Genomic DNA, 23,011 nt, shown 5'->3' with positions numbered 1-23,011 from the left:
GCCATGAAGTAACAGCTGGGATATGTCTAAGTGAAGTATGTAAACCTCGGCCACACGTCGCTGCGAGTGTCAAGGCTCGGGTTTGGTTGTGCCCGCATCGCATCATTGACCACAGCATGCTCGCCACGGGCCGTTCGATCGACGCTAGATGCGGCTTTTGATGCGGGTGTGAACTTTTTTGATACCGCCGATATCTATGGCCAGGGCGATAGCGAGCGAATGCTTGGCGACGTATTTTCCGGCCGTCGTGCTGACATTATTCTTGCCACCAAAGCTGGCCTGACGCTGAGCATATCGCAAACGATGATTCGGCTTGCAAAACCGCTTGCCAATCCGCTACTACGTCATTGGAAAGGTGGGCGGCGGAGCGTGGCGCAGAATCGCCTTGCAAGTGAGCGCAAACGCTTTGAGCCAGGTTTTTTGCGTGAACGTATCGAGTCCAGCCTCAGGCGCTTGCGTACTGACTATATTGATCTGTTCATGCTGCATTCACCGCCGGTTGAGGTGCTGCAGAACCAGGATGTGCACCGTCTCCTAATCGATCTTCGCGACGCCGGAAAGATTCGGTATCTCGGGGTCTCTTGTGATGACGTAGCTAGCGCTCGGGCTGCGCTGGCCTGGGAGGAGATCGATAGCATTCAGGTGCCAGTGAGTCTCGACTACCGGGAAATGTTGCCCGAAATACTGCCGATGGCATCTTCCCGTGGTGTCGGGGTTATCGCCCGGGAGGTCTTTGCGGGCGGGCGGCTGCGCGATCATCCAGCAATTCGCCAGTTATCTGTGCAACGGCCAGGGTTGCAATGGTTTGAGTTCGCATTACAGTTCGTCCAGCAAATGCCGGAGGTCAGTACCGTCGTGATAGGCGTCACTACCCGCGCTCACCTTAACGCCAATCTCAATGCATTGGCGTCGCAGCCCTTGCCGCAAGAGCTCATGACCCAGTTTCGTTGCGTGACCTGACCGGCGGCCATTGCAAATGATCGAAGACGCCTATCACATTCAACGAGATTCGGTGCTGCGATGTGACCTGTGCATCGTCGGAGCAGGCCCAGCTGGCATTACCCTGGCACTAGAGCTTGGCGAGAGCGGCCGATCCGTTATCGTGCTTGAAGCGGGTGGCCGCAATCATGCTGGCAAGAGCCTGGATCTGTACCGCGGCGAACTGGTAGACCCGGCCTACCACTTGCCGACGCAGAAGGCCCGTTATCGCCAGTTAGGAGGTACGTCGGCGTTGTGGGGTGGACGCTGTGTCCCGTACGACGCGATTGATTTCGAGCAACGCGACTACGTGCGAGATAGTGGCTGGCCGATCGATCGCTCTGATCTCGATCCGTACTACCGACGCGCCCACGTCTACTGTGAGTGCGGCGAGTTTGACTACGAGGCGACGAGCGCGCTGGAAGGAGGCGAGCTCGTCGAAGGCCTTCACGATCCCGACGTTAGTACAGATACGATCGAGCGTTGGGGGCCGCCCACGCGTTTTGGTAAACGCTACGCTAGCCAGTTGCAGCGACTGCGGAACCTGCGCGTGTTACTCAATGCGGCTTGCCACCATTTGCGCGTAGCGCAAACTGGCGGCCATATAGAGGCATTGGAAGTGGCTACTTTAAGCGGAACGACTTTCGAAATTCGCGCCAGCCGCACCGTGCTCGCCGGTGGGTGCCTCGAAAGCACTCGTTTACTGCTGAGTAGCAACGCACGCGATGGCGCAAACTTAGGCGAAGACTCGCCGTGGCTTGGGCGAGGCTACATGTGCCACCTTAACGGGGTGATCGCCCGAGCGCGTTTCAAGCCCGATGTACGGGTCAAGTTTGGGTATGAAATCGATCGCCATGGCGTCTATTGCCGGCGCCGTTTCTGGATTCCCGCAGCAGTGCAACGGCGGTTTCGGCTACTCAACAGTTACTTTACGCTGGATCGGCCATTACTCGAGGATGCCGATCATCGCAGCAGCATCATGTCGTTGGCTTTTATTGTCAAGACTTTAGCGGGCAAGCTGGAGTCGAGCGATAGCACCAGGTCAGGCAAGTACGAACTGTACTGGAAGCACCTACGCAATGTGCTTGCTGGATCACCTGAAATGCTCAGTGTGCTGCCGTCTTGGAGCCGAAGTCGTTTCTTGCAAGAACGACGGATGCCTTCGCTTCTGGTGAAGCCCAAGAACAACCTGTTCCACATTTACTTCCACGCCGAGCAGGTACCAGACATGTCTTCCCGCATCGCTTTAAGCGAGGAACGCGACGCCTTAGGTCAGCCGCGCTTAATGGTCGACTTCCGGATCACAGACATGGATGTTGACAGCTTGCGGCGTTCTCATGAACTGCTTGATACAGCGTTTCGAAAATCCGGTGTCGGCGAATTAGAGTACAATTCTGACGACGTGGATGACGAGATACGCGCCCAAAAGGCAACTCTCGGCCACCATATTGGTAGCCTCCGAATGGCGGAGAACTCGCGCCAGGGCGTCGTTGACCCCGAGTGTCGGGTTTTTGGCACAGCGAACCTATATGTTGCCAGCAGCGCAGTATTTCCTACGAGTAGCCAGGCGAATCCCACGCTGACGATCGTCGCGCTCGCCATCCGGCTCGCTGATCATCTGAAGGGGCAACCGTGGGAGAGTATGGATCAAAGAATGATGTCACCGACGTCTGACAATTCTGCAGTGGCGGTGCATGCCTAATGTTTCGAGCTAGATAGCGAGATTGCTTATGAACAATGCATGTATTTTGGTCACTGGAGGTGCAGGGATGATCGGCTCCAACCTTATCAAGCGGTTGGTGTCCATGGGGCACTCAGTAAAGGCTGTTGATAACCTTTGGCGAGGCCAACGCGAGAACCTTCTAGACGAGCATGGGGAGTATATTATCAATATGGAGCGGGACTTCCATGAGCTGGATCTTACTGTGCCTGGTGCGCTTGATATGATCACCGAAGGCATTGATTATGTCTATCATCTTGCTGATGTGGTGGCAGGTGTAGATTATGTGTTCAGTAATGAGGGCAGCGTTTTCCGTCAAAACCTGCTGATCAATACGAATACCATTGCATCGCTGCGCGATCGCCCACTTAAAGGTTACATTTACGTCGGCACCGCCTGTAGCTTTCCGGCCGACAAACAGACGGGGGTCGATGCGCCGCCGCTCAGGGAGGAAGATCAATATCCAGCATGGCCGGAATCGGCCTACGGTTGGAGTAAGCTGATGGGCGAATATGAGGCTTTGCTGATGGAGCGTGAAACTGGCATCCCAGTATCGGTATTAAGTCTGCACAACGTCTATGGCACGCCATGTGACTTCGACGCCGAGCGTTCGCAAGTCATCCCGTCATTGGCGCGCAAGGCCGCGCGTTATCCGGCCGAGCCTTTCGTAGTCTGGGGCAGCGGCGCCCAGGGTCGCGCGTTCGTGCATGTAGACGATGTCGTGACTGCGCTGGTGCTTGCCATGGAGAAGGGGCTTGGTAAGGGGCTGGTCCAGATCGGACCTGATGTGTGTACGTCAATTAAGGATATCGCCGAGGCCCTCGTCGAGGTGTCGGGCAAAGATATCTCGATCGAATTCGACACATCTAAGCCAGAAGGCGATCGCGGCCGGTGTGCCGATTTTAGTAGAGCTCGCGAAGTGCTCGGCTGGGCTCCAGAGGTCGATCTAAAGACGGGCATGTCTTCGCTTTATCAATGGGTCGCAGAGCGCTGCTAGACTTAGGCACTCATTTATCCTTTTTTTTATCTAACTTGTAGTACCAGTTGAGACTGACTCAAGTGGCGAGTGACTTAGAAGCCCTAACAGAATGGCTCCTGCGGCTTGATAAATCCGGAGCTTGCGCGAGTCACGCAGCCGTCTTGACAGGGCCTCTTAGAGCGCCTGGCCGGCGCGCCCACACACGGTTAGCCTGCGCATAAATAGGTGTTTCTGCATGATCTTGTACCTGCGCCAGACACTGGTTGTGGCGATTCTGGGCTGCCTCGTGCTTTGTGCAGCCTTTGGAGCTCGGGGTGGCGAGGATCAAGTACCTGGAGCCCTTGACCGGCTAGGCCCCGGAGACAGTATCCAGGTCATTGTTTGGCGTCTGCCGGAGCTGTCGCAGCGCGTCGTGATCAGCCCAACCGGTAAGATCCAATATCCGCTCGTTGGCGAGATTCAAGCCGCCGGACTCACCGCGCCCGAACTGAGCGCGAAGCTAGCCGAGGCGCTTAGGCGCCACATGCTCCAAGACGAGGAGCCGGAGGTCACAGTCAGTCTCGAAGCGCTCAACAGTTATCGCATCTATGTCATGGGTGAGGTGATGTCGCCTGGTGAGCTCGCCCCGCGCAGCGCCATTACACTGGTCCAAGCGCTCGCGATGGCCGGCGGGTTCACCGCCTATGCCAAACGTAAGGACATCTTGGTGTACAACCGGAAGGCGGATCGCGCGCCAATTCGCTTCGATTACAAAGCCTTCATTGACGGAGCGGAAGATAGCGAGGACCCGCTCTTGTTGCCTGGCGACACGGTTATAGTCCGTTGACCTCTTGTTGCGAATAGGCCAACGGTAACGATGTCCCGGTTTTGTGGCACTCTGGCTAGTATTCTTGTTGCATTGAGCTGCCAATCGGCGTACGCCGAGGTATCCGGTAACGATGACCGCAACCCGGAACTCGATCTGCTCCAGCAGGTTCAGCCTCGCTACGCGAGCGGCTTGTCGCAGCGACGCCCTCTGCAGGAACGAGAGCTCGAGGAGTGGGGTGGCCGCATTAGCGCGCCACCCCGGCAAAAGTTCACCGGCTTCGAACCGCGGATCGGGCTTGGCTTCGAATATACTGACAATTTGTCCTTCTCCAATACCGAACAGGAGGATGATGTCATCGCCTTGTTGAGTCCGGGGTTTAACTATGTCGCCAACAGCCCTCAGTGGCGCGTCGGACTCGACTACGGTTTTGAGGCAGCCGCTTATCGGGACAATACTGAGCTTGATCGGTTGCTCGACGCGCAAACAGTTTCTTTATCAGCAACTTACAACGCATCGCCGCTATTCGGGATCACGGTCAGCGAGCTGTTCCAACAGACCCATGATCCTACGGCCGAGGCGCTGGTTACCGCGGCGTCGCCTGCGACGCGGTTTACCACCAACATCCTCAGCACCTTAGCTACGCTTCGTCCTAACCGGACGTCGGATGTCAACCTGGGCGTTAGCCATCAGTTGCTGCTGACCAGTGACGATGACGGCGCTGATGCTCAGGCCTACGCATTCGACGCCCAGGCCCGCTGGCTTCTCGGGCGCGCTGCTCGACTCACTGCTCGCTATAACGCGCAGTACCTGAGGTTCGATCTACCGCCGGCGACGCTCAGCAGTGCTGCGGCGAACGCGCGGGATGATCACGGGATAATCCAAGGTTTGCGGGTCGGCTACCAGCGCGCGCTGGCGCGGAATCTCGCAGCCGACATCGAGTTGGGTTTTCTGGAGCCCGGTCCGTTTGCCGACGAAGACTGGCAGGGTCGAGCCCAACTTAGGGCTGCGACTACGAACCAGCTGGCCACCCTTGATGCTTCGCGCGACACGACGGTCGTGGCAGGCATCGGTGCACCGTTGTTGAGAAACCGACTGGCATTCGACGTCGAGAATCGCCCTTTTGCAGGGTTGCGTGTTGGCGGCACTATCGCGTTGACCAGGTTCAAAACACTAGACCGCGAGCCGCAAGAGTTCGATACCATCGATATCGGTGTCGCCGTTCGCTACGCGCTTGGCAGCAACATCTGGCTGGAGGGGCTACTAAACCGTCGCCAACAGGAAGTTTCCGGTGACACCACGCATGCAAACAGCCTGACCTTCAGCATCGTAAAGGGCCTGTAATTGCCTCGGATGGCAATCCGTCTTTAGAAAAGGTTTTGACGAGTGAACATCCTTCACTATTGCGCTCACGCCGGCGGCTTCATCTATGACTGGCACCAGTTTCACATGGTGGATGAGCTACGCCGTGCGGGCCATGACGTTCACTATCTGAACCCGGTTGCAGTGCTTGGTCGGACTGGCAGTTCAGCGGACTATTCTCAGGTCTTGCTCGATGAGATTGCGGCCCCGACCAGTGGTGCCGACCGCTATGACCTGCTCTTCGCCACGGCGACAGATGACACGATTGTGCCCGATGCGATAGACGAGGCACGCCGTCGCGGTCTCGTTGCGGTGAATCTGTCTACAGATGACTATTCGCATCCCTTTCGTGTTGCTCGCGTGGCCTCTCGCTTCGACCTCAACTGGAGCACAGTGCGTGAAAACCTTGCGATTATCCAGGGATACGGCGCACGCGTCATCACAATGCCCTGGGGCGCAAATCCGCATGTGTTTAAGCCCGGTTCCGGGCCAGCAGATCGGGTCATTGGATTTATCGGCACAACCTATGGCGCTCGGGCTCGCAACATCGCCTACTTGCAGCAGGCGGGCTTGCCGGTGCGCGTACACGGGCGCTCGCCGGATGAGTATTACCAGACCGATGGCAAGGGAAGCAATCCGATTGCCCGGGCAATCGCCAATTTTCCCGAATCCTGGCAGCGCTTTCGCCACGGCATCCGGTTTCCCGCGGGACGACAGTGCATGCTCAGCCTGCTCTGGCGGTCGATACAAGAGTTGCCTGGACATCTTCCGGAGCAGCGCCTTGACAACAGCCGCATAGAGTACATGCCCGGCCCGCCGTTCGAAGGGATGAGCGCGGCTTTAAGCCGCATGGCCCTGAGTCTCGGTTCGATTGAGCTTTGCAGCACCTATGTGTTTAGGCAACCATTGCTGTTTATCCGGCTACGCGAGTTCGAGGTGGCGATGTCCGGTGGGGTGCACCTCGTTAATCGCTTCCCGGAGCTCGAAGAATACTTTGAGCCAGATCGTGAGATGTTGTTCTACGGAAGCGCGGAAGAGCTCGTCGACAAGGCGGGATTCTACTTGCGTCCCGAACAGGACGCGGAACGCCGCAGAATCGGTGAACGAGCGAGGCTCCGTTCTGAGGCAGAGCATACCTGGCTCGCCCGCTTTCGCCGAATCGGCAAAATGCTTGATCTGACCTTCTAACGGCTGTGCATGCCTTTGCGCATAATTTTTCGGCACAATCGGCGCGTTTATGCTATACGCCACCTAGAGTTTTAGGTTTAGGTAGAGAGCACAGTTGAACAGAGTAGGCCGAATCAAGCTAAAGCAACTTATTGGTCCAAAGTTTTACAGTCAGCTCTGGGAGTTTGCTTCATCTCTGCATGGAGTTGATCAATACCGCGACCTGGCTAAGCGCCTGCCGGCCTTTGCTCCAAGGACGATTTTCGATATTGGCGCAAACATAGGCCAGTCTGCAGATCGGCTGCTGCGCTGGTATCCCGACGCGAGCATCCATTGCTTCGAGCCGGCCGACTCCACCTATAGGATGCTAGCAGCCAACATGCGCCCATTTAGCAGGGTTCATTGTCATCGACTAGCGATGAGCTCCGGTTCAGGCACGGCGAAGATGCTAATTTATGGTCCGGGTGATGTTGCGAACCGGTTGCAGAGCGATACAGTTGTTCGCAATGACGGCAAGAGTACAGGCATTGAGGATGTAGACGTAACAACTATCGATGCGTTTTGCGAACGATATCGAATCGACTTCATTGATTACCTGAAGATTGACGCTGAAGGTCACGATCTTGACGTTTTGCATGGTGCTGACGGGATGCTGACCTCTCAACGGTGCGGGATCGTGCAGGTTGAGTGCGGCATGAATCCAACTCCCGCCAAACATATCGGCTACGCTGAGCTCGATAGCTACCTTCGCAATAAAGGGTTTGTTCTTTTTGGCATTTACATGCAAGCGAATGGCGATCCCGCTCGGCCGGTTTTAACCCATGCCGACTGGGTATTCGTAGGCGAGCTATTATTGCGTCATCCTCTGAAGCCAGTCAATGTTTCAGCATTGCCTGCGTCTGCGGTATAGAGAACGCCACGGGTTTGGATGTTCGTAGCCTAAAGGGAACGGTAGTGGGCAACGGTGCGGGCAAGCCCTTCGTCGATTCCGACTTGCGCTCGCCAATTTAGAAGCTCGGTCGCCTTATCCACGGATGCGTAGTTGTGCCATAACTCTCCGTTGCGGTGCGGCAGCGCGTCGAACAGCGGGCGCCCCCCCTTTCCGGCAAGTCCGTAGATTTTCTGCACGATCTCCCGCACCGGATGTTCGACCCCGGTGCCGAGGTTGATGATCTCTCCTACGGCGCTCGGCGCCACTGCGGCGCGCAGAAACCCCTGTACGAGATCGTCGATGTACGTCAGTTCTCGGGTCTGGCGGCCAGAGGTCATCGGGAAATCTTCGCCGCGCAGCGCTGCGGTAATCGCGCTTGGGATTAGCCGGTCGCTGCGGTCCCCTGGCCCATAGGCGAGAAACACCCGTAAAACCACAGTTGGAAAGCCGAGGGTGCTATGGACCATGCGACACCAGTGGCTGACAGCAGCCTTGGAGGCTGCATAGTGAGATACGGGGGCCAGTGGCATAGTTTCGTCAAAGGGCGCCGTCGCCAGACCGTACTCTTCGCTAGAGCCGACAGCGATAAAGCGCTTAACAGATTTTGCTTTTAGCCCATTGACGAGGTTTATGGTACCGAGAAGGTTGGTTTGCATTGCGGGCACCGCGTGCTCCATTCCGCGCCCGACATTCGTGTAACCGGCGAGGTGAAACACGATCTGTGGCTGAAGCGGCGCTACGGCCGCTGCGGTTGAGGCTGCAGAGATTAGGTCGGCCTGCACAGTGTGGACGCACTTGCTTCGCGCTCGGAGCGATGCCAGGTTTTCATTGTCGCGACCCAGCACCGTAACCTCGGCCCCGATAGTCTGCAGGGCGCCTAGAAGATGGGAGCCAATAAAGCCGTTTGCGCCGGTCAGAAGTACCCGCTGGCCGTTGAGTGAATCTAACACTGGCAGTCCCTCAACGAGACCCACGCTATCTTTGAGCTCGGAAGCGTATTATTATTAGCACAATCTCGTTTGTTAATAGCTTGCATGAGGCTTTATGCACAGCGCTCATCGTTGTTGGAATAATCCATTGCGAATCTTGTTTTTGTCACCGACCGCGCAGGCAGGCACTGCGCAGTACAATCATAACCTGATGAATGCTCTGGCCGATCGGGGCCACGAGATCACCCTTGTTACCAGCCTGGGCTACGAACTTGCAGAGTTCCCACGTCGTTATCAGCTGCTAGAGGTCATTGACCGCTATCGCCTGCAATATTCGCGGCTAGCCGCTCTGCTACGGCTGTTGCGAGTCTTGCGTCCTGAGATCATCCACTTTCAGGGCGCGCAGCGCCCGGCAACCTATGTCGTTGCGTGGATCGCGCTGCGGCTTCTGACGCGAGCGAGATTCGTTTACACCCCTCAGGATATTCTCCCATTTTCTGAGCGTAGTCACCACACTCATATGCTGCGGTTTTTCTATGGCCGCATGGCGCATGTGTTTCTTAATGCGCAGCAGAATCTTGCCACCGCAACCAAGCTCTTCGGTGTCGACCGGGCCAAGTTGACCGTGCTGCCAATGCCCGATCTTCTGGCGTTCATGCGCGAGCAGGATGTTGCCGTACCGCCGCCGATTCCGGACGGCCGTCGCGTCGTACTATTCTTTGGCCAGATACAGGAACGCAAAGGTGTCGATCTCCTAATCGATGCATTTGCTGAGACCCTCCGGCAGGTACCGGACATACATCTCGCTATTGCCGGCAAAGCATACATGAATACCAAGCCGCTCGAGGCGCAGATTGAATGCCTTGGCCTAACTGAGCACGTTTCGTTTCGGCCCGGCTACGCGACGTTCGCCGAAATGGCCGGCTACTTTGAACGCTGCGATATCGTGGCGTTACCCTATCGCTACGGTTGGAACAGCGGAGTTCTGGCGTCCGCGTTCGGCTATGGCAAAGCAGTAATCGCGACCCGCGTGGGTGGATTCGACGAAGTTGTGGTTGATCGCTACAATGGATTGCTGATACCACCCTGCGATTCGTCGGCCCTCGCACAAGCTTTGATTAATATGCTCAGTGATGGCAGGGTTTACCATGAACTTTGTGCGGGCGCTACCGAAACAGCAGGCAGGCATTCATGGGGTCAGGTCGCGGAGCTAACCGAGCAGTGCTACCTGAATGTCTTGGGACGCACCGCGCCAAAATCGGCTTAGCGCTCGACTAGCTCGATGCCCCTAAGGTGATGCTAGAAGATTGTCATCTCAGCCCTCATCCATAGCTTCAGTAGCTCGATCCAGGTCTGTCAAAGTCTGCCCTATGCCAACCGGCAACTCCACTATGGACATCAAGGTATCGATCATCATACCAACGTATAACCGGGGGCGTCTCCTCAGGCAGTGCCTGGATGCTGTGCTGATGCAGCAGGAGGCACCACCTTTCGAGGTCGTTGTCGTCAACGATGGTTCAACAGACGAGACGGCGGAGGTCATCAAAGAGTATGCAAATGTCCGCTTGATCTCACAAACCAATGCTGGTCCTGCAGCAGCCCGAAACAATGGCGCTGCTCAGGCGAGAGGCGAGATTGTCGTATTCACCGACGATGACTGTATACCGGAGCCCGACTGGCTAAAACAGCTTGTTGCGCCCTTCGGGCGCCCGGAGGTCGCAGGCGCAAAGGGCGCCTACTATTGTGACCAGCGCGAGCCTATTGCGCGTTTTGTGCAGTTGGAGTACGAGGAGAAGTACAAAGAACTAGAGCGCCACGAATACATTGACTTTGTCGATACCTATTCTGCCGCGTTTCGGCGGAACCTATTCCTAGCCGCTGACGGCTACGATACCGCGTTTACAACCGCCTCGGTCGAGGATCAGGAGTTCTCGTTTCGGCTGGCCAATGCGGGTCACAAGATGGTGTTCGTGCCTGAGGCTCGTGTTTGGCATCGGCATACCACCACGCTCGGCTCATATTGCCGCAAGAAATATAAGATTGGCTTCTGGAAGGTCTTGGTCCTGGCTAAAAACCCAAATAAGGCGAGCGGGGACAGCCACACGCCGATAACGCTGAAGATTCAGATATTGCTGGCCGCGGCGTTCTTACCGCTGAGCGCGCTCGCCTTGCTGATACCATCGGCCTCGTTAGTCCTGTTTGCCCTTGTGTTCACGTTCTTTGCGTCCAGCGTCCCTCTGACACTGCGCTGCTTGCGAGCCGACCCCCTCGTTGGTCTGTTTGCGCCGCTATTTATTGTGTGTCGGGCAGGATCTCTCGCTTGGGGGCTAGCACGCGGCACACTTAAGCGAATCAGCGGTGATCCGAGGTTTCGCGTCGGCGACCGGCCTCCGCAGGCTGAATAGGTATCGATCATGGACGCAAGCCAGAATCCAACCAATGCTCGCGCCTGTATCGTTACCGGGGGCTCGGGGTTTATCGGTACACACTTACTTCGGCGCCTGTTGCTCGATGAGAGTTGGCAGGCGATCCACGTGCTTGACTTGAATCCTCCGCAGGTCACGGATTCGAGGATTTTTTATCACGCTGTTGACCTTCGGCGACCTCTCGGGTTAGAGCTCGACGTGCCGGGTGGCACCTGTTTTCACCTAGCAGCGATCTGCAAGGAGCCGGGGTTCCCTTGGCACGAATACTTTAGCAGCAACCATGTCGGTACTCTACATACCTGCCGCTTTGCAGAACGTTGTGGCATTGACAATATGGTTTATACGAGCACCGAAATGGTGTTCCAAGCCGGAGAGCGTGAGAATTTTGAAAACAGCCTGACTGCGCCGGATACCGCCTATGGCATGTCAAAGCTCCTTGGTGAACTGGAGGTGTTTCGCTGGCAAGCGCTTGCGGACGGTCGCCGGATTCGGATTGTGCGTCCTGGTGTGGTATTTGGATTGGGTGAGAACGGGAACTTCACGCGCCTTTATCACGCGATCCGGCGACACCTATTCTTCTACATAGGGCGCAAAACCACCATTAAGAGCTGGATCTATGTTAAGGATGTTGTCGGATTCCTGCTCGCCTTGAGCGAGGATTCAGGCCAACGCGAGGTATTCAACCTAACCTATCCAAAACCGACCAGCATTAGCGAAATTTGCCAAACTATGTGCAAGGTGTTTGGGTTTTCGGAGCGGATTCCTGTTGTGCCGTATCGGCTGGCCTTGCTAGGGGGCTACCTGTTCGAGTGGCTGAACGCGATCGGCATGCTGAAATCCGCTGTGCATCATCGCCGCATTGAAAAGCTCTACTACTCGACTCACATGAACGCCGATGCTCTAGCAAGCATTGGCTTCACGCCGAAATATGACCTTGCCGCCGCATTGCGCGACTGGCATCGGGAATGTGACTACACGCATTTGTATTGATGACTCGAGCTAGTCATCCTTAGATCGAGAACGCAGCCCGAGGTTGAGATAGCAACCGCGAATGCAGGAGGCGATGTTGGTAATAATTGACCTTCTGCGACAGCGGTTGCACAACCTGGGCGCGTTTCGGTCTCAGCTACGGAACATCCTCTACAGCAGTGGCGACCATGTGATACTGCTGTTGTTGTGGGTGGTGACGACCCCGATTTTCTTGCGCAGCTTGGGGAGCGAGCTGTTCGGGATCTGGATGATCGGCAATGCCTTCGTTGCCTCGAGTGTGATTTTCGGCCTCGGCATCCGCGACGCAACCATTCGGCTCGTAGCGGCGCGCATGGCCCAAGACGACCGGTCAGCGGTCGTGCGACTGCTTCGCACCGCAATCATGCTGCATGTTGTGCTTGGCGTATTGGTGGCGGCTGCGATGTACGTACTATCCCCTTTCTTGGCTTCTGATCTGTTCACGATCAGCGCCCCTAATCAGGATGCGGGAACGAATGCGTTCCGTCTCACGGGCCTCGTGATCCTGCTCTTGTTCGTCGATCAGATTGGTGAGGCAGGCCTGCACGGTTTCGAACGTTTCGACCTAACTGCTCGTATCAACATGCTGGCCCGCTCGTCAGGCATGCTTGTTAGTATTGGTCTCGTTGTCTCGGGTTATGGCCTGAATGCCGTCTTTCTGACCCTGATCGGTACCTACTGCGTACAGGCCGCGTTGAAAGCGCAACTGCTTTCCCGGCGCTTCCTTCCCGAGCTAAAGTGGAAGCCGTTGCTGAACTTGCAGGAGGTGCGGGTGTTATGGAACACGGGACTCCCACTCTGGTACCAACTTGTTGCTACCGCGATCGGCGGTCAGTCGGACAGGTTCATTATTGCAAGCCTGCTCGATACCTCCAGCGCGGGGGTCTACAGCGTATGCATGCAGGTCGGGCAGCAGGTCCAGACATTGCTGCTGCGAGCGATGGCGTTCATTCTCCCGGTCGCCTCTGCTCTCTATGAGAAGGGGAATCTCTCAGAATTGCGACGTCACTACCGTTATGGATTGCAGTTGAGTGCAGTAGTCATCGCGGGAGCGTCGTTACCGTTGCTGACGCTAGCGCCCGAAGTGCTGCAACTGTGGATCAGCGAATCATTTGCGAATCAAGGGGCTCAGGTATTGCGGTTGGTTGTGGTCGCTTTCACATTCAGTAGCCTCGGTGTAATCTCGGTCTACATGCTTATGGGCACCGGGTTCGCCCATTGGTTGACTGTGGCCAACTTGCTGAGCGGGGCTATCGTGGTTACCCTATCGCTCATGTTAATTCCTTCGTCCGGTCTTGAAGGTGCCGGCTGGGCTCGCGTGGCCACGGCACCCACACTCATCTTATTATTTTCTATTGCGCACCTTCGCGTAATGAGAGACCGCAGCATGTATTCTTTTACTCTGTCTACTTTCTTAGTTCTAATAATAGCAGCGGCGGTCTGGTTGCTCAACCCGATAGCGACAGCATTGGGCTCTGGTATTGGTTCGTTAATCCTTGCGGCTTCAATGCTCTCTTTAATCGGAATGGCGATCGCCAGCCTCCTTATCGCAGGGCTGCATCCCTTTTCGATCCAGAGGTAGGCACACAGAGCTAGGGAAAACCCTTTAAGGGGTTCGCAAATTCTTCGGTGTTGGGATTGGGCGAGGCGGTGACAGCTCGCTCAAAAAGGAGTTCCAAGCCGGCTTTGGCGACCCATCGGCTTTGAGGAGGCCAATTGAGCCCAGAGATGCCGTTACCGTATCCAATATCATATTCGTCATTTCCTCATTATTATTTGTCTCCTCCATGAAAACCGGCCGCAGGAGTTCTCGATAGTAGTTAAGCAACCAGTCACCCCAATCCATCAACTGAAAGACCATGGCAACGCGAATAGAAGGGCGCGACTCCATGAGCGTGAAGGTGGTTTCAAACCACTGCTTCTGACGCTCTAGCATTGCGGCTGCCGCGGCTGAATCAGTGTCTATACCGGACGCGCAGCCCAATTCCTGAATCATCACCGGCTTCCCTTTGGCCGCGTTTATGCGACGGTCTAGGCGCGCAGCAATCTGTTCCGAATCAATTTCGAAGTTTTCGAGCGAGCAGTAAAAATTGAAGCTGGCGAAATCGCTTTCGTCTACGATATCGATCGAATACGGCTGTAACTTATCGAAACCATCTGACAGCGCGATGGCGACGGCCATGTCAGGATTTATCCCGCGGATATGCCTCTTTGCTTGGCGCAGAAACTCTAAGACCTCCGCGGCTTCCCCTGGATGATCCTCTAGGTGATTATCTGGCTCATTCCCGACCATGATCGCGAAACCGTCGTATTCTGCAACCATTGGCACGACCCAATCTAGGAGGGCTTTGTAGCGCTCCATGATCGCCGAATCTGTGATATCGACTTGACTCAATGATATTAACTCTTCGTCATCAGGGTTAAGGTAACTGGGAAGAAGCACGCCCTCGGAGTCAATGAGGTAAAGCAACGGCACTGGCTTAAGCCCGCGCTGCTTCGCATACTCCAAGCGTTGCCGAAGCGCCTGCTTGTTGTAGTTGTTACGCGATGGTTCGAGCTCAGGCCACTCGGCGCCGACAGGCACTACAGAGACACCCGCATCGAATGCTTCCTGGAGCTTGGTCTGGACCGCAGCTGAGGCGCCATCGGGATCGTTCAGCTCGAAGCCCGGTTGCACTCCTAGATAGATTCCGCTGTCGAGTAGGGAAAAAGCGTTAGCAGGTCCAGAAAGCGCGCCCATCACCAAACTCCACACGACCACTCGCATTAGGTTCACTAGCGCAGGACTCTTGTTCATGCTGTAACTCACAAAGTCGTTGATCAAAAAAAAACACTGTAAAGAGCCAAGGGTTTGCAGAAGGGCAAAGGGACCCTGGCATAGATCGAGCTGCTCAGTAATTGATAAATTATAGGCAGTTGTTGTGACGCAGTATGTGATAGCGGTAACAGGTCGGTGAAGCCACCGGCATCGAGCTCAAGGGTGACGGGCTCAGAATGTTGACGATGCCTCCAACGACTGACGGTTTGTTGGTATGGTGGCGCAAGGCCCAGCCCTAGATTGTGCCCTGTGCCCAGGCGTCTAAGGTAAATTCTTGAACTCCATCACAGTCTGAGCGTTCAGCCGCCACCCAGATGGTGGCTAGAAGGCGGCCAGCGGCAAGACGAACACGGCCGCGGTCACGCTGCTGACGGTCCATGATTAGGAAACTCTTCTTGCGATGTAAGAGCCGCAGCTCGTGTCTATGCCGCGTTGCTTTTGTAGACGGCGATCTCGCTGTCTTTGGCCTCGGCAATAGCCGCTACAGCCTCCGAGTTGCCATTCCGCTCCAGGAACTCCGCAAACCGTGCCGGAATCGGACGGTGGTAGTTGTTCAGCCAGCAATGCTTGGTAAGGAACAACGGAAAATTTCACTTCGCCTTAATACGGATTATGGGGTTAGCGACAAATGGGGAAAGCATCGGCGCCCGTCTCTCGTACCGCACTCACCGGCTTGCGCCATGCTGGCCCCACCTTCCGCTTTCGGTGACTGCAACTTGCCCTTGATGCACTGCGACGTCGTACCCGTAGCGCTCAAGGCTAAGATGAACGCGCTCTGTCTGGCGGGGCCTGCTTTGCAGAACGCACCTGCAGGTGGCGCTTCGTCGCCGAGAGGTAACGGCTTGTCAGTGGCTAGCTTCGCCTGATCCGAGAGTTCGAAGAGAGCCACTGTGTTTGAAGGATGATCCAGCCGCAGCGATCGAGCGAGCCAGTGCTTGCCGGAATCGCTTACCATCAGCTGTCCCGTCCCCGTCTTGACCACCATCTACAGTAGAGCAACACATGACCGACATGAACACCAACCCATCCGTCGCGCCGATTCCACCGTTTGGCGACCTCGAGAAGAACTGGGGCTGGTTGCTTGCCTTCGGGCTGCTGTCGATCATCCTCGGCACCATCGGCCTTGGGATGACCTTCATGCTGACCGAGCTCGCGATCGTGTTCTTCGCGGCCCTGCTGATCGTCGGCGGGGTCTTCCAGTTGCTCGACGCGCTCAAATGCAACGGCTGGAAGAGTACGGCTTGGCATGTGCTGATCGCGCTGCTCTATGTCGCCGCCGGTGTCTACATGACGCTGCACCCAACGCTGGCGGCGGTGTCGCTGACGCTGCTGCTCGGCTCGATGTTCATCGCAGTGGGTATCCTGCGCGCGATCATGGCGTTCCAGGTTAAGCCAGCGAAGGGCTGGTGGTGGCCGCTGGTCTCGGGGCTGATCTCGCTCCTGCTTGGCGGCCTGATCCTAGCCGAATGGCCCCAGTCGGGCTTGTTCATCATCGGGCTGTTCATCGCGATCGAGCTGATCTTCAACGGCTGGTCCTACCTGTTCATCGCATTGGCCGCGCGCCGTTCCGGCAAGCAGCGGCGTGCGGGAGGCGGGTCCGTTAGCGCCTGACGCCCGCGCGCCAAACTCGAGAAGAAACAAACCAAGCCCTTCAACACCCCTCTGTCGCCTAACCAACACCGAGCGCGAGACACCACAACGGCCCCGACACGCACCAGGCGGCCGACACCACTGAAGGAGGCCCTGATGAAAGACGGCGTCATCCTGTCGATCGACCAAGGCACCACCGGGACGACGGTGCTGATCTTCGACCACGCGGGCCAGATCCGCGCCCGCGCTTACTCCGAGTTCACCCAGCATTACCCGAAGCCGGGCTGGGTGGAGCACGATGCCGAAGAGATCATCGTGGTCACGATGAAGGTGATCGCCGATGCACTGCGCGCCGGCAACGTTGCGGCCAACGACATCCAGGCGATCGGCATCACCAATCAGCGCGAGACCGCAGTGCTCTGGGAGCGGGCGAGCGGCAAGCCGCTCGGTCATGCGATCGTCTGGCAGGATCGGCGCACCGCGCCCTATTGCGATGAGCTCAAGGCCCAGGGCCACGCCGAGCTGGTCCAGCGCAAGACCGGGCTGGTGATCGACCCGTACTTCTCCGGCACCAAGGTCAAATGGATGCTGGACAACAGGCCGGGCCTGCGCGAGCGGGCAGCTCGCGGCGAGGTCTGCTTCGGCACCATCGACTCCTGGCTGGTGTTCCGTCTGACCGGCGGCAAGCGCCACATCACCGACTATTCCAACGCGTCACGGACCATGCTCTACAACATCCGCGCGCTGCAGTGGGATGATGAATTGCTGGAGCTGTTGGATATCCCGGCCGTGATGCTGCCCGAGGTGCGCCCATCGTCTGAGGTCTATGGCGAGACCGATCCACAGATGTTCTTCGGCACGCGCGGCATTCCGGTGGCCGGGATCGCCGGTGACCAGCAGGCGGCGCTCTTCGGTCAGGCCTGCTATCAGCGCGGGATGGCGAAGAACACCTATGGTACCGGCTCGTTCGTACTGATGAACACCGGCACCGAGGCGGTGAGCAGCAACGAGCAATTGCTGACCACGATCGCCTGGGGTGTCGGCGACCAGCCGGTCGAGTACGCGCTCGAGGGCGCGATATTCGTGACCGGCTCGGCGGTGCAGTGGCTGCGCGACGGGCTCAAGATGATCGAGCACGCAAAGGAGACGCGTGAGCTGGCGCGCTCGGTGCCCGAGAACGAGGATGTCTACTTCGTGCCGGCACTGGTCGGTCTGGGCGCGCCGCACTGGGACCCCTACGCGCGCGGACTGCTGATCGGGATCACGCGCGGGACCAGCCGCGGCCATATCGCGCGCGCAGTGCTCGAGAGCATGGCCTATCAGACCCGTGACGTGATCGAGGCGATGGAGCGCGACTCGGGCATCCAGCTCAAGGAACTGCGCTGTGACGGCGGTGCATCGGTGAACAGCGTGCTGATGCAGTTCCAGTCCGACATCCTCGGCGTGCCGGTGGAGGTGCCGAGCATCGTCGAGACCACCGCGCTCGGCTCCGCCTATCTGGCTGGTCTCGCGGTCGGGTTCTGGGAGAGCCGGGACGAGATCGCCGAGCAGTGGGCGCTCGATGTGCGCTACCGCCCGCGCATCGATGATGCCAAGCGTGAGAAGCTGTTCAAGCGCTGGCACCGAGCGGTGGAGCTGGCCAAGGGCTGGGCGGTGGAAGTTTGAAGTGAGAAGTTTGAAGGGTGAAGAGGGGGAAGTTTGAAGTGGGAAGTTTGACGGGTGAAGGGGGAAGCGATGGGTCTGCGGGATAGCAATATCGCCAAGTTGCGGGAGCCTGTCTTTGATGCGCTGATCATCGGCGGCGGGATCAACGGCGCGGTCTCGGCGGCGGCGCTCTCCGGGAAGGGGGCGAGCGTCGCGCTGATCGATCAGCGCGATTTCGCCGGCTTCACCAGTCAGCAGTCGTCGAATCTCGCCTGGGGGGGGATCAAGTATCTGGAGAGCGGCGATTACGGGCTGGTGCGCAAGCTGTGTCTGAGCCGCAATCATCTGATCGACAGTTACCCGAGCCGGGTGCAGGAGATCCGCTTCTTCGCCACCATCGACAAAGGGTTCCGCTTCTCGCCGCTGTTCCTGTGGCTCGGCACCTGGGTCTATTGGCTGTTCGGCAACGGCTACACGCGCATCCCGCGGCTGCTGAGTAAGGCCCGCATCGAACGCGAGGAGCCGGTCGTCAATACCAGTAAGGCGGCCGGCGGCTTCGAGTATTCGGATGCCTACCTGCACGACAACGACTCGCGCTTCGTCTTCCAGTTCGTGCGCGCGGCGATGGACCGCGGCACCATCGCCGCGAACTATGTCGAGGCGCTGGGCTCAAGGCGCGAGGCTGATCTCTGGATCACCGAGGCGCGCGATACGCAGAGCGGCCAGACCTTTCAGATCCGATCGAAGATGCTGGTCAACGCGGCCGGCCCCTTCGTTGATGAGCTCAATCAGCACAGCGGCGAGCAGACCGAGCATCAGCACCTCTTCTCAAAGGGCATCCATCTGATCGTGCCGCAGGTCACGGAACAGCAGCACATCCTGACCTTCTTCGCCGATGATGGGCGGCTGTTCTTCGTGATCCCGATGGGGGTGCGGACCTGCATCGGCACGACCGACACCCGGGTCGAGAGCCCGTTCACCGAGGTCTCCGACGACGACCGCGACTTCGTGCTCGAGAACATCAACAAGCGCCTCGACCTGAAGCGGCCGCTGACCCGGGAGGACATCATCGCCGAGCGCTGCGGCGTGCGGCCGCTCGTGGTCAAGCGCACGCCTGAGCGCAACAACGGTGGCGATGGCGGCGACGGTGCAGGCGCCGAGCGCGACTGGATGCAGCTCTCGCGCAAGCATGAGATCGATGTCGATCACGACCAGGCGCATGTCTCGATCTACGGCGGCAAGCTGACCGACTGCGTCAATGTGGGTAACGAGGTCTCGGCAATCGCTGCCGAGCTCGGGATCAAGCTGCCGCATCCGCGCTATCGCTGGTATGGCGAGCCGCATCGGTCGGTCTACGAGGAGTACATGCACCAGGCGCGGCTGATGGATCTCGACAGCTACACGGCGCCGGAGTCGATCGAGCCGCTCTCGAGCCGGCTGTGGCGCCGCTACGATCAACAGGCGTTCGAGCTGCTTGCGCAGATCCGCGAAGACCCGCGCCAGGCCGAGGTGCTGATCAAGGGCACCGACTATCTGCGCTGCGAGATCCAGCTGGCCAAACGTCAGGAGATGATCGTCAAGCTCGAGGACTTCCTGCGGCGGCGGTCGAAGATCGCGTTGGTGGTGCCACGTCAGACCATCCAGGAGGCCGAGGGCCTGATGGAGGCCTGCGCCATCCTGTTCGGCGAGGCGCAGGCGCAGGCGCGCTACGACGAGTATTTCTGTGAGGATTGCCGGATCACCCCGGCGCAGTCGGAGCAGCCCGAGGCCTGAGCTGTCCCATCGCCGGCCCACCCGCCCTTCAGAGGCATTTCGGACCGAGCACCAATGCGCGCGCATCGGCGCTCTGAAAGAGAGGCCCGCGTGCGTGGCGCGACTTGGCCGGATCGCGCGCCGCGCCACCAAGGTTGAGCAAAGAGGGCCTAGGCTTTGCGCACGCTGAATCTACAGGTCGGCAGGCCGGACGGACTCAAAAGAGCGGTAGCAAGAACGATGATCCTGAGGACTCGCCCATGACGCCATTTCTCGCCGAATTGCTTGGCACCGCCCTGCTGATGCTACTCGGCAACGGGGTGGTGGCGAATGTCGTGCTCAACGGCACCAAGGGGAACGGCGCCGGCTGGATCGTCATCACCTGGGGCTGGGGCATGGCGGTGTTCGTCGCGGTGTTCACGATGGCGTCATTCAGCGGCGCCCATATCAATCCGGCCGTCTCAGTCGGTCTGGCGATCGCCGACAAGTTCGACTGGGCGCTGGTGCCCGGCTACGTCGCCGCCCAGTTCCTCGGCGCGATGCTCGGCTCGACGCTGGTCTGGCTGATGTATCGTCCGCATTTCGCCCGCACCGAGGATCAGGACCTGAAACTGGCCTGCTTCTGCACCGCGCCGGCAGTGCGCGATCCGGTCTCGAACCTGATCTCGGAGATCGTCGGCACCTTCGTGCTGGTGTTCGCGGTGCTGTTCTTGGCGGTCTCGGTCTTCGGGCTCGGCGCGCTCGACGCGCTGCCGGTCGGTCTGCTGGTGCTGGCGATCGGCCTGAGCCTCGGCGGCACCACCGGCTATGCGATCAACCCGGCGCGCGATCTCGGGCCGCGCATCGTCCATGCCCTGCTGCCGATGCCCGGCGGCAAACGCGATAGCGACTGGAGCTATGCCTGGGTACCGGTGGTGGGACCGCTGATCGGCGCCGCGCTGGCCGCCGGCCTTTATCTGCTGCTGGCAGACCCGACCAGCGTGCAGTTCCGATGAGCCATCGCCAGCGCGATCACGCCAGCGGCGACGGCGCTCGCAATCCCAAAGGCGCCGGCCCGGGCGAGCAACGTCGTACAGCGAGCGCCGAGGCTCCCCATGCCTCCGTCGCCGATCGCAAGCGCCGGCAGCTCCTCATCGCTGCGGCGCTCGGTGCTGCCGCCTGGCCGTGGCGCCAGGTCCCCGGCGCCGCAGAGTTCGCTAGCGCGCGCCCGGGCGTTGCCCCTCTCGGCGAGCTCGAGCCCCAGCGCGCGGCCGCCGCCCGCCGCTGGGTCCGCGGCGAGTTTCAGCCCTCGACGCTGAGCGAGCCGGAGCAGCTGGCCGAGATGGCCTTCTTCATCCAGCAGGCGAGGCCGTTCAGCGGTGAGCGCATCCATATCGCCTCCGAGACCATCCCAACCCACGTCTACGAACAGCGCTTCCTGGCCCGCGCGTTCTTCGAGATCACCGGCATCCGCGTCCAGCATGATCTGCTGCATGAGGGAGAGTTGGTCGAGCGTCTGCGCCAGCAGACGCGCACCGGCCGTAACCTCTATGACGCCTATATCAACGACGCCGATTTCATCGGCACCCACAGCCGAAACAAGGCGGTGGTGCCGATCTCGGACTGGATCAGCGGTGAGGGCGCCGCGGTTACACTGCCGACGCTGGACCTGGACGACTTCATCGGTCTGCCCTTCACCACCGGTCCCGAGGGCAAGCTCTATCAGCTGCCGGATCAGCAGTTCGCGAACCTTTATTGGTTCCGTCACGACTGGTTCGAGCGGGAGGACCTCAAGCGCGCGTTCGAGGCGCGCTATGGCTATCCGCTCGGCGTGCCGCTGAACTGGAGCGCCTACGAGGACATCGCCGACTTCTTCACCAACCGGGTCAAGGAACTTGACGGCCGGCGTATTTGGGGACACATGGACTATGCCAAGGTCGACCCGTCCCTCGGTTGGCGTTTCACCGACGCTTGGCTGGCGATGGCCGGCGTCGGCGACGAGGGTCTGCCGAACGGCCGGCCGGTCGACGAGTGGGGCATCCGCGTCGAGGACTGCCACCCGGTTGGCTCTTCGGTCAGCCGCGGTGGCGCGACCAACAGCCCGGCCGCGGTCTATGGGCTGCGAACCTATCTGGACTGGCTCGAGCGCTTCGCGCCACCCGAGGCCAAGCAGATGACATTCAGCGAGGCCGGACCTGTGCCGGCCCGCGGCGACATCGCCCAGCAGGTGTTCTGGTACAGCGCATTCACACCAGAGCTGGTCCGCCCGGGCTCGCAGGTCATGAATCCGGACGGCACGCCGAAGTGGCGGGTCGCCCCCTCGCCGCATGGGGCCTACTGGGAGCCGGGCATGAAGCTCGGCTATCAGGACTGCGGCGCCTGGACCCTGCCGGCCAGCACGCCGCTGAAGCGGCGGCAGGCGGCCTGGCTCTACGCCCAGTTCTGCGTCTGCAAAACGGTCTCGTTGAAGAAGACCCTGGTGGGGCTGACGCCGTTCCGCGACAGCGACATCCGCTCCGATGCGATGAGCGAGGCCGCGCCGAGCCTCGGCGGGCTGGTCGAGTTCTATCGCAGTCCGGCGCGCACCGCTTGGACCCCAACCGGCCTCAATGTGCCGGACTATGCGCTGCTGGCCCAGCTCTGGTGGACGCGCATCGGCAAGGCGGTGAGCGGGCGCGCGAGCCCAGAAGAGATCATGGACGATCTGGCGAAGGCCCAAGACGAGACCTTGCAGCGGCTGGAGCAAGCCAGCGCCGATGCGCGCTGTGCGCCAATCCTGGCCGAGACTCAAGATCCGGCCAGTTGGTTGGCCCGGCCGGGCTCTCCCAAACCCCCGCTCGAAAAAGAGAAGCCGCCGGGGCGCACCATTGCTTACCGGAACCTCATTGCAAGTTGGAAGTCAGGGGGTTGACTATGAGCCCAC

General features: G+C 58.9%; 19 protein-coding genes. 16 read left to right on the top strand and 3 right to left on the bottom strand.

What is annotated here, in order from left to right:
- The first annotated feature begins 30 nt into the window (after positions 1 to 30).
- The 7 genes from CKO40_RS01040 (at position 31) to CKO40_RS01010 (ending at position 7,921) form a co-directional block, all read left to right on the top strand.
- Positions 31 to 960, top strand: a complete 930-nt coding sequence (locus CKO40_RS01040; protein ID WP_200343887.1) for an aldo/keto reductase — start codon at positions 31 to 33, stop codon at positions 958 to 960.
- A 16-nt stretch (positions 961 to 976) separates the two neighbouring features.
- Positions 977 to 2,680, top strand: a complete 1,704-nt coding sequence (locus tag CKO40_RS01035) for an FAD-dependent oxidoreductase (RefSeq protein WP_200343885.1) — start codon at positions 977 to 979, stop codon at positions 2,678 to 2,680.
- A gap of 28 nt (positions 2,681 to 2,708) precedes the next feature.
- Positions 2,709 to 3,695, top strand: a complete 987-nt coding sequence (locus tag CKO40_RS01030) for an NAD-dependent epimerase/dehydratase family protein (protein ID WP_276570759.1) — start codon at positions 2,709 to 2,711, stop codon at positions 3,693 to 3,695.
- Between the two features lie 223 nt (positions 3,696 to 3,918).
- Positions 3,919 to 4,503 carry a polysaccharide biosynthesis/export family protein gene (locus tag CKO40_RS01025; protein ID WP_200343881.1) on the top strand — a complete coding sequence of 195 codons (585 nt, stop codon included), beginning with the start codon at positions 3,919 to 3,921 and terminating at the stop codon, positions 4,501 to 4,503.
- Between the two features lie 72 nt (positions 4,504 to 4,575).
- Positions 4,576 to 5,826: a hypothetical protein gene (locus CKO40_RS01020; protein WP_207173301.1), complete on the top strand. Its 1,251-nt coding sequence runs from the start codon at positions 4,576 to 4,578 to the stop codon at positions 5,824 to 5,826.
- Positions 5,827 to 5,868: 42 nt separating this feature from the next.
- On the top strand, positions 5,869 to 7,032 hold the full coding sequence (locus CKO40_RS25060) for a glycosyltransferase family protein (RefSeq protein ID WP_200343877.1): 1,164 nt from the start codon (positions 5,869 to 5,871) through the stop codon (positions 7,030 to 7,032).
- 94 nt (positions 7,033 to 7,126) lie between these two features.
- Positions 7,127 to 7,921 carry an FkbM family methyltransferase gene (locus tag CKO40_RS01010; protein ID WP_200343875.1) on the top strand — a complete coding sequence of 265 codons (795 nt, stop codon included), beginning with the start codon at positions 7,127 to 7,129 and terminating at the stop codon, positions 7,919 to 7,921.
- A 29-nt stretch (positions 7,922 to 7,950) separates the two neighbouring features.
- On the opposite strand, the gene CKO40_RS01005 is transcribed toward CKO40_RS01010, so the two are convergent.
- Positions 7,951 to 8,892 (bottom strand): NAD-dependent epimerase/dehydratase family protein, encoded by a 942-nt coding sequence (locus tag CKO40_RS01005; RefSeq protein WP_200343873.1) that lies wholly within the window; start codon positions 8,890 to 8,892, stop codon positions 7,951 to 7,953.
- Positions 8,893 to 9,019: 127 nt separating this feature from the next.
- On the opposite strand from CKO40_RS01005, the gene CKO40_RS01000 reads away from it, so the two are divergent.
- The 4 genes from CKO40_RS01000 to CKO40_RS00985 all read left to right on the top strand — a co-directional run bounded on the left by CKO40_RS01000 (position 9,020) and on the right by CKO40_RS00985 (position 13,887).
- Positions 9,020 to 10,138 (top strand): glycosyltransferase family 4 protein, encoded by a 1,119-nt coding sequence (locus tag CKO40_RS01000; RefSeq protein WP_200343871.1) that lies wholly within the window; start codon positions 9,020 to 9,022, stop codon positions 10,136 to 10,138.
- Between the two features lie 124 nt (positions 10,139 to 10,262).
- The gene (locus tag CKO40_RS00995) at positions 10,263 to 11,276 is read left to right on the top strand and encodes a glycosyltransferase family 2 protein (RefSeq protein ID WP_200343869.1); all 1,014 of its coding nucleotides are present in this window, start codon (positions 10,263 to 10,265) and stop codon (positions 11,274 to 11,276) included.
- Positions 11,277 to 11,285: 9 nt separating this feature from the next.
- On the top strand, positions 11,286 to 12,287 hold the full coding sequence (locus CKO40_RS00990) for an NAD-dependent epimerase/dehydratase family protein (RefSeq protein ID WP_200343867.1): 1,002 nt from the start codon (positions 11,286 to 11,288) through the stop codon (positions 12,285 to 12,287).
- Positions 12,288 to 12,348: 61 nt separating this feature from the next.
- Positions 12,349 to 13,887: an oligosaccharide flippase family protein gene (locus CKO40_RS00985; protein WP_200343864.1), complete on the top strand. Its 1,539-nt coding sequence runs from the start codon at positions 12,349 to 12,351 to the stop codon at positions 13,885 to 13,887.
- 24 nt (positions 13,888 to 13,911) lie between these two features.
- Here the strand turns inward: CKO40_RS00985 and CKO40_RS00980 are convergent, their stop codons facing one another.
- Positions 13,912 to 15,102, bottom strand: coding sequence for a hypothetical protein (locus tag CKO40_RS00980; protein WP_200343862.1), 1,191 nt, complete (start codon positions 15,100 to 15,102; stop codon positions 13,912 to 13,914).
- 443 nt (positions 15,103 to 15,545) lie between these two features.
- The gene (locus tag CKO40_RS23915; protein WP_207173299.1) at positions 15,546 to 15,704 is read right to left on the bottom strand and encodes a hypothetical protein; all 159 of its coding nucleotides are present in this window, start codon (positions 15,702 to 15,704) and stop codon (positions 15,546 to 15,548) included.
- A 421-nt stretch (positions 15,705 to 16,125) separates the two neighbouring features.
- On the opposite strand from CKO40_RS23915, the gene CKO40_RS00975 reads away from it, so the two are divergent.
- From CKO40_RS00975 to CKO40_RS00955, 5 genes are all read left to right on the top strand, one after another.
- Positions 16,126 to 16,734 (top strand): HdeD family acid-resistance protein, encoded by a 609-nt coding sequence (locus tag CKO40_RS00975; RefSeq protein ID WP_200343860.1) that lies wholly within the window; start codon positions 16,126 to 16,128, stop codon positions 16,732 to 16,734.
- Positions 16,735 to 16,869: 135 nt separating this feature from the next.
- On the top strand, positions 16,870 to 18,378 hold the full coding sequence (gene glpK / locus CKO40_RS00970; protein WP_200343858.1) for a glycerol kinase GlpK: 1,509 nt from the start codon (positions 16,870 to 16,872) through the stop codon (positions 18,376 to 18,378).
- 69 nt (positions 18,379 to 18,447) lie between these two features.
- Positions 18,448 to 20,130: a glycerol-3-phosphate dehydrogenase/oxidase gene (locus CKO40_RS00965; RefSeq protein WP_200343856.1), complete on the top strand. Its 1,683-nt coding sequence runs from the start codon at positions 18,448 to 18,450 to the stop codon at positions 20,128 to 20,130.
- Positions 20,131 to 20,369: 239 nt separating this feature from the next.
- Entirely contained in the window at positions 20,370 to 21,104 is a 735-nt protein-coding gene (locus tag CKO40_RS00960; protein WP_200343854.1) for an MIP/aquaporin family protein, read from the top strand.
- Complete coding sequence (locus CKO40_RS00955; protein WP_200343852.1) at positions 21,101 to 22,999, top strand: ABC transporter substrate-binding protein; 1,899 nt, start codon at positions 21,101 to 21,103, stop codon at positions 22,997 to 22,999. Before CKO40_RS00960 ends, CKO40_RS00955 begins: the two co-directional genes overlap by 4 nt.
- Positions 23,000 to 23,011 lie beyond the last annotated feature (12 nt).

It is taken from the genome of Halochromatium glycolicum (genome assembly GCF_016584085.1).
Taxonomy (GTDB): Bacteria; Pseudomonadota; Gammaproteobacteria; order Chromatiales; family Chromatiaceae; genus Lamprobacter; species Lamprobacter glycolicus.
This window is presented reverse-complemented; position numbering and strand designations above follow the sequence as displayed.

Coding starts and splice junctions, on each gene's coding strand:
- CKO40_RS01035 (WP_200343885.1), top strand. CDS start 977: ATGATCGAAGACGCCTATCACATTCAACGAGATTCGGTGCTGCGATGT.
- CKO40_RS01030 (WP_276570759.1), top strand. CDS start 2,709: ATGAACAATGCATGTATTTTGGTCACTGGAGGTGCAGGGATGATCGGC.
- CKO40_RS00995 (WP_200343869.1), top strand. CDS start 10,263: ATGGACATCAAGGTATCGATCATCATACCAACGTATAACCGGGGGCGT.
- CKO40_RS00990 (WP_200343867.1), top strand. CDS start 11,286: ATGGACGCAAGCCAGAATCCAACCAATGCTCGCGCCTGTATCGTTACC.
- CKO40_RS00985 (WP_200343864.1), top strand. CDS start 12,349: ATGCAGGAGGCGATGTTGGTAATAATTGACCTTCTGCGACAGCGGTTG.
- CKO40_RS00980 (WP_200343862.1), bottom strand. CDS start 15,102: ATGAACAAGAGTCCTGCGCTAGTGAACCTAATGCGAGTGGTCGTGTGG.
- CKO40_RS00975 (WP_200343860.1), top strand. CDS start 16,126: ATGACCGACATGAACACCAACCCATCCGTCGCGCCGATTCCACCGTTT.
- glpK (WP_200343858.1), top strand. CDS start 16,870: ATGAAAGACGGCGTCATCCTGTCGATCGACCAAGGCACCACCGGGACG.
- CKO40_RS00965 (WP_200343856.1), top strand. CDS start 18,448: ATGGGTCTGCGGGATAGCAATATCGCCAAGTTGCGGGAGCCTGTCTTT.
- CKO40_RS00960 (WP_200343854.1), top strand. CDS start 20,370: ATGACGCCATTTCTCGCCGAATTGCTTGGCACCGCCCTGCTGATGCTA.
- CKO40_RS00955 (WP_200343852.1), top strand. CDS start 21,101: ATGAGCCATCGCCAGCGCGATCACGCCAGCGGCGACGGCGCTCGCAAT.